Here is a 6,687-nt window from a genome sequence, read left to right as displayed (position 1 = left end):
CGGCCGGCGCCGAGCGCCGTAGCGCGGCGCCGGCCGCCGGCGCGGCCGGGCGGCGCCGCTACCCGCCCGCGCCTGCCCCCGACACCGGCGTGTGGCCGGGCACCGAGGTCAGGCCCACGTGCAGCACCTCCGGGTCCGCCGGGCTGACGGCGAGCGCGCCGATGCCGTGGTGGCCGGAGTGCCGGATCGTCAGCTCGCCGCTGTCCGCGTCGTGGCGGTAGAGGTTGGTGCCGGTCCACGGGTCGCCGTACTCGAAGTACGCGACGTCCGGGTCCTCCGGGTCGGGGCGGATCCAGCCGCCGTTGTAGATCACCACGTCCCGGCCGTCCTGGAACTGGTCGACCACGGGCCGGAAGGTGCGGCCCCCGTCGGTGGAGCGGTAGAGATGCCGGCCGTGTTCGCCCGCGTCCAGTTCGGTGGTGTTGAGCGCCTTCGCGTAGACCACGCGCGGGTCGGCGGGGGAGATCGCCACGGAGAAGCCGTTGACCCGGTCGCCCGGGGCGCCGAGCGTGGCGCGCTGCCAGCTGCGCCCACCGTCGTCGCTGGTGAAGCCCCCGGCCGTGCTCACCCCGACGACGATGCGGTCGAAGTCCGCGGTGGAGATCTCCACGTCGTACAGGGAGGTGTGCGGGCCGGCCTCGGCCAGCGGGACGGGGGTGCCGACGGCGCGGAAGGTGCGGCCGCCGTTCCGGGACTCCAGCACGTGCCCGTCGCCGGTGACGGCCCGCAGCTGGCCGGGGCGCCGCGGGTCGGCGGTGAGGCCGTAGAGCCCGCCCAGCGCGTCCGCGTCGAAGGCCGGCAGCTTGTGGACGAAGCCGCCGAAGACGCGGTAGACCCGGTCGCCGCGCAGTTTCCAGACGTACGCGCTGCCGTCGCGCGCCGGGGCGATCGACCAGTGGCCGTTGTCGAGCGAGGCGATGGTGCGCCAGTGGCAGCCGGAGTCGGCCGACCGGGTCACCCGGCCGTTGATGTCGGCGGCCAGCAGCCGGTTGGGGGCGGCGAGGGTCTCCAGGTCCGTCACCAGCTGGTAGTACGGCGGGCGTTGGGCGGTGGTGGTCGGGGTGAAGGTGGCGCCGCCGTCGCGGGTGTAGGAGAGCGAGCCGTCGCTGACGACCCGTTCGCACTCGGGCGCTTTCCACCGCCAGGGGTGCCGGGCGTCGGCTTGTGCGGGAGCGGCGGCCGTGAACAGGCTCCCGACGAGCGCTGCCCCGAGCGCCGCGGTGGTGATCGCACGGTGAAGAGGTCTCATCGGATCTTCTCCTCGGTGACGTTGTCCTCACCAGGAAGTACCGTGATCGTCTGGATGTCCACGTCCTTCTGCTGGCGAACGGACGCCATGGCGTCCATGCGCCGCTCGCTCTGCCCCCACCAGGCGGGACATGTCCGACACGTGCCCGAGGGGGGCCGCTTCACATGTTCGAACCGTTCGGCGTCCTCGCCGCCGACGAGGCCCTGTACCGCCTGCTGCTCCGGCATCCGCCCCTGGACGTGGCGGAGTTGGCCGCGGCGGCCGGGCGTACGGAGGCCGAGACCGCCCCGGCGGTCGGCCGGCTCACCGAGCTGGGCCTGGTGACGCTGCTGCCCGGCGCCCCGGTCCGGCTGCTCGCGACCCGGCCGGACGCGGCCGTCGACCAGTTGGCGGTCCGCTGGCAGGACCAGGTCGCCGTGGCCCGGACGGCGGCCGCCGCGCTGCTCGCCGACCTGCCCGTCGACCGCCGGCACCGCCCGGAGGACCAGGTGGAGATCCTCTTCGGCCGCCGCTCGGTCGCGACGCGCTTCGAGCGCCTGCAGCGGTCGGTGCGGCACGAGTTGCTGGTCCTGGACCGGCCGCCCTACGCGCAGGAGCCCGCCGAGCCGAACCGGGCGGAGCTGGAGATCCTGGCGCGGGGCGCGCGGGTGCGCGGCCTGTACGCGCCGGAGGCGCTGGAGGTGCCGGGGGCGTTCGACGTCTTCGAGGCGGTCGTGGCGGCCGGCGAGCAGGCCCGGGTGCACACGGACGTGCCGCTCAAGCTGGCCGTCGCCGACGCCTCGACGGCCATCCTGCCGTTCAGCCGCGAGGCCCACGAGATGGTCGACAGCGCCTTCGTCATCCACGAGGGGTCCCTGCTGGAGGCGCTGGTCCGGCTCTTCGAGCTGCTGTGGGCGGCGGCCGTGCCCGCTTCCAGGCGGGCCTCCAGGCCGCGCGCGAGGGCGCCGTCGAGCCGTGACGCGGCGCGGGGGCGCCCCCGGGGGGAACGGGCGGCCGGGTCCCGCTAGCGGCCGTTCGCCGGCGTCGGCGCCGAAGTCGGTGCCGACGCCTTCGCCGGCTCCGGGAGCACCTCCGCCAGCACCTCCCGGTGCGTCGGCCTGGCCTCCTCGTACAGCCGCCGGCCCTTCTCTGTCAGCAGGACGAAGATGCCCCGCCGGTCCATGTCGCACATCGCCCGCTGGACGAGCCCCGACCGCTCCAGCCGCGCCGTCAGCCGCGACGTCGCGCTCTGGCTCAGGTGCGCCGCGTCGGCCAGCTCCGCCGCGCGGCACTTCTCGTGGTCACAGGTCGCCAGGCCCTCCAGGGCCTCGAACTCGCTGACGCCGATCCCGTGCCGGCTCTGCAGCTCGCGCTCCAGCGCACCCCACACCGCCGCGTGACAGGCCAGGAGGCGCTGCCACCGGTCCACCAGGGCGCGCTCGGCGCCGACGTCGCTCACACTCACGCGATCCAAGGTAACATGCGTATGAACTTAATGCCACTTCATTAAATGCTTTGGCATTAGATGTTTCTGCATGTAGTCTCATCCGTCATGAGCTCTTCCGCACCGCATCTGTCCACGACCTCGACCAAGTGGGACGCCCGCCTCTGGGGCATCCTGCTGACCGTCTCCCTCGTGGTCGGCCTCGACGCTCTCGACGTGTCGATGGTGGGGGTCGCACTCCCCTCCATCCAGGCCGACCTCGGGCTGTCCACCAGCACCCTGCAGTGGGTCGTCAGCGGCTACGTCCTCACCTACGGCGGCCTCCTCCTCCTCGGCGGCCGCACCGCCGACCTCCTCGGCCGGCGCCGGGTGTTCCTCGTCGCCGTCGCGGTGTTCGCCCTCACCTCGCTGCTCGGCGGGCTGGTCGACGACGGCGGGCTGCTGATCGCGACCCGGCTGCTGAAGGGCGTCTCCGCCGCGTTCACCGCACCCGCGGCGCTCTCCATCATCACCACGACCTTCGCCGAGGGCCCCGCCCGCAACAAGGCGCTCGGGATCTTCGCGGTCTTCGGCGCCAGCGGCTACAGCGCCGGGCTCGTCTTCTCCGGCCTGCTCACCGAGGTGGGCTGGCGCTGGACCTTCTTCCTGCCGTTCCCCGTCGCGGTCATCGCGCTGATCGCCGCCATGCGCGTGCTGCCGAAGGAGGGGCCGCAGGAGCGTATCGGCGGCTACGACCTCCCCGGTGCGACGACCGGCGTCGGCGCCATGCTGCTGCTCGTCTACACCGTCGTCGAAGCGCCGGAGGTCGGCTGGGGCGCGGCCCGTACGCTGCTGCAGTTCGCCGCCGCCGCGGTACTGCTGACCGCGTTCCTCACCATCGAGGCGCGCAGCAAGCACCCGCTGATCCGCCTCGGCATCCTGCGCTCCGGCCCGCTGGCGCGTGCGAACCTCGGCGCCGCGGTGTTCTTCGGCGGCTACCTCGGCTTCCAGTTCCTCGTGATGCAGTACCTGCAGTCGGTGCTCGGCTGGTCGGCGCTGGAGACGGCGATGGGCTTCCTGCCGGCGGCGCTGATCGTCGCGTTCGGCTCGCCGCGGATGGTCCCGCTGATCATGCGGTTCGGCACCGGGCGCACCATCGCGGGCGGGGTGCTGGCGCACCTGCTGGCGTACGTGCTGTTCCTCGCCATCGACCGGGACGCGCCGTACCTGGTCGGCACCCTGCCGAGCATGGTGCTGCTGGGCATCGGCTTCACGCTGGCGTTCGCCTCGTTCAACATCCAGGCCACCGCGGGCATCCCGGACCACGAGCAGGGGCTCGCGGGCGGGCTGCTGAACACCTCGCTGCAGGTGGGCGGGGCGATCGGGCTGGCGGTCGTGACGGCGGTGCTGACCGCCAACGCGGAGGGCGAGACCGGTTCGGGTGCGCTGCTCAACGGCTTCGACCCGGCGCTGTACGTGGTCGCGGCCATGGCGCTGATCGGCCTCGTCATCGCCCTGTCGGGCATCCGCGGGCCGCGCCCCCCGGCGGTGGAGCAGGAGCAGGGTCCGGAGCCGGAGGCGCGGGAGGACCGCGAGTTCGTCTACGCGGCCGACTGACCGCCGCGGTTCAGAACACGGGGAATCGGGGGTGAGCGGGCCCGGGCCGGTGCGGCCCGGGTCCGCTCGTATGCGGAACGGCGGACCGGCGGTACCGCGGACCGGCAGCACGGCAGACCGCGGAACGGCAGCACCGCGGAACGGCAGCACGGCGGAACCGCGGCCCTACCCCGCCGGGTCGTCCGCCGCCGCCGCGTCCACCCCCAGGCTGTGGAGAAACGCCGCCGCCGCGGGAGCCGGGCGGCTCCGCGGCCAGACCAGCCGCTCCTCCCGGGACGGGCCGTTCGCCACCCGCACCGTCGCCAGCCCCGTCAGCCGGGGCGCGAACGTGCTCGGCAGCAGCGCCACGCCCAGGCCCGCGCGCACCAGGTCCGCCAGGAAGTCCATCGACGACACCTCGAAGCCCACCCTCCGCCGCAGCCCCGCCGCCGTGAACGCCTCCTCCGACTGCGCCCGCGCCGCCGTGCCCGCCGCGAAGTCGACGAACGTCTCCTCCGCCAGCCGCGCCAGGTCCGTCTCCCCCGCGTCCGCCAGCGGGTGGTCCGGCGGTACGACGGCGAGGTGCCGGTCCCGTACGAGGACGCGCTCGTGGACCTTCTCCGCGCGGAAGCCCGCCGGCACCCCGAGCAGCGCCAGGTCGTACGTGCCCTCCGCGACGGCCCGCACCAGGTGCTCGCTCGCGCCCGTCGCCAGGCTGATCCGCACCTGCGGGTACGTGTCGTGGAACTCCCGCAGCGCCGCCGGCAGGTCCACCGCCGCCACCGTCGGGATGGCCCCGATCGCCAGCCGCCCGCGCACCTCCCCCGTCGCCGCCGCGACCTCCGCGCGGGCCCGCTCCGCCGCGGCGAGGGTCGCGCGGGCGGCGGGCAGGAACGCCTCGCCGGCGCGGGTGGGGCGTACCCTGCGGCTCGTCCGGTCGAACAGCCGGGCGCCCAGCTCCCGTTCCAGCTTCCCGATCTGGTGGCTCAGCGCCGACTGGACGACGTGGCAGCGCTCGGCGGCCCGGGTGAACCCGCCGGTGTCCGCGACGGCGACGACGTAGCGCAGTTGTTGCAGCTCCATGCGGTCCATCGTCGTACGAGATGGATCAGATGACAACGATGTGTTGGACTCATGGATGGGTCCGGGCCGACGCTGGATCCATGACAACGGACCCGCTACCCCGGCAGGAGCCGCCCGCCCTCGGGCGCGGGCTGCTGTTCCTCATGGCGACCGCCACCGGCCTGTCCGTGGCCGGCAACTACTTCGCCCAGCCCCTCCTCGACCTCATCGGCCGCGACCTGCACGTCGGCAGCACGCTCGCCGGGCTCGTCGTCACCGCCGCGCAGGCCGGCTACGCGCTGGGCCTCATCCTCCTCGTCCCCCTCGGCGACGTCACCGACCGGCGGCGCCTGTCGGTGCGGCTGTTCATGGCCACCGCCGCGTTCCTCGCGCTCACCGCCGCCGCCCCCAACGGGCCGGTGCTGCTCGCCGGCACGGTGCTCACCGCGCTGGCGTCCGTCGGCGCGCAGGTGGTGGTGCCCTACGCGGCCGGGCTCGCGGCGCCGGAGGAGCGCGGGCGGGTCGTCGGCGTCGTGATGTCCGGCATCCTGCTCGGCGGGCTGCTGGCCCGCACCGCCTCCGGGGCGCTGTCCGAACTCGGCGGCTGGCGCACGATCTACTGGGTCAACGCCCTGCTCATGGCCGGCATGGCCGTCCTCCTCCACCGCCGCCTGCCGCGCCTGCCGGCGGGCACGGGGACGGCGGGGATGTCGTACCCGGCGCTGCTGCGGTCCACCGTGGCGCTGCTGCGCGACGAGCCGGTGCTGCGGCGCCGGTCGGCGCTCGGCGCGCTGTCGCTGGCCTCGTACAGCGTGCAGCTGACGGCGCTGACGTTCCTGCTGGCCCGGCCGCCGTACGGCTGGTCGGAGTCCGCGATCGGGCTGTTCGGGCTGGTGGGGGCGGTGGGCGTGGTGACGATGACGTTCGCGGGGCGGCTGAACGACCGCGGCCACGTGCAGGCGGTGACGGGCGCCGGCGTGGTGCTGCTGACCGGCTCGTGGGTGGTGCTGGGCGTGGCGGGCGAGTCGCTGCCGTGGCTCGTCGCCGGGATCGTCGGGCTCAACGTCGCGCAGCAGGCCGTGCTCAACAGCAACCAGGCCGTCGTCTACGCCATCCGCCCCGACGCCCGCAACCGCATCAACTCCGCCTTCATGACCAGCTTCTTCGCCGGTGGGGCCGCGGGGTCGGCGCTGACGTCGGTGGTGTGGGCGCGGGGCGGCTGGCCGGCGGTGTCGGCGCTGGGCGCGGTGCTGGCGGGCGGGACGGTGGTGCTGTGGGTGGCGGAGCGGGTGAGCGCGGCCCGGGGCGCCCGGGGCGCCGGGCCGGGGGCGTCGGGCCCGGACGCGGACGCTGTGCCGCGGCCGGCCGGGGAGGGAAG

Annotated in this window: 6 protein-coding genes; 3 read left to right on the top strand and 3 right to left on the bottom strand. The window is 74.6% G+C overall.

The annotated features are described in order from the left end of the window. Positions 1–58: 58 nt before the first annotated feature. The gene (locus ABD317_RS32065; RefSeq protein ID WP_344294584.1) at positions 59–1,249 is read right to left on the bottom strand and encodes a sialidase family protein; all 1,191 of its coding nucleotides are present in this window, start codon (positions 1,247–1,249) and stop codon (positions 59–61) included. 164 nt (positions 1,250–1,413) lie between these two features. On the opposite strand from ABD317_RS32065, the gene ABD317_RS32060 reads away from it, so the two are divergent. After that, positions 1,414–2,256 (top strand): TrmB family transcriptional regulator, encoded by an 843-nt coding sequence (locus ABD317_RS32060; RefSeq protein WP_344294582.1) that lies wholly within the window; start codon positions 1,414–1,416, stop codon positions 2,254–2,256. On the opposite strand, the gene ABD317_RS32055 is transcribed toward ABD317_RS32060, so the two are convergent. Beyond that, a complete protein-coding gene (locus ABD317_RS32055) occupies positions 2,253–2,687 on the bottom strand; it encodes a MarR family winged helix-turn-helix transcriptional regulator (RefSeq protein WP_344294586.1) in 435 nt (144 codons plus the stop codon). The two genes, ABD317_RS32060 and ABD317_RS32055, sit on opposite strands and share 4 nt — an antisense overlap. A 93-nt stretch (positions 2,688–2,780) precedes the next feature. Between ABD317_RS32055 and ABD317_RS32050 the strand changes: the two genes are divergently transcribed. Continuing rightward, positions 2,781–4,268, top strand: a complete 1,488-nt coding sequence (locus tag ABD317_RS32050; RefSeq protein WP_344294580.1) for an MFS transporter — start codon at positions 2,781–2,783, stop codon at positions 4,266–4,268. A 165-nt stretch (positions 4,269–4,433) separates the two neighbouring features. Here ABD317_RS32050 and ABD317_RS32045 read toward each other — a convergent pair whose 3' ends face one another. Continuing rightward, complete coding sequence (locus ABD317_RS32045) at positions 4,434–5,330, bottom strand: LysR family transcriptional regulator (protein ID WP_344294578.1); 897 nt, start codon at positions 5,328–5,330, stop codon at positions 4,434–4,436. 80 nt (positions 5,331–5,410) lie between these two features. Here ABD317_RS32045 and ABD317_RS32040 point away from each other — a divergent pair. Next, positions 5,411–6,687 (top strand): MFS transporter (locus ABD317_RS32040; protein WP_344294576.1); only part of this gene is annotated, 1,277 nt, incomplete at its 3' end.

The sequence above is a fragment of the Streptomyces synnematoformans genome (genome assembly GCF_039531005.1).
In the GTDB taxonomy this organism is placed as follows: domain Bacteria; phylum Actinomycetota; class Actinomycetes; order Streptomycetales; family Streptomycetaceae; genus Streptomyces; species Streptomyces synnematoformans.
Note: the sequence above shows the minus strand (reverse complement) of the source record. Positions and strands in the feature narration are given on the sequence as shown.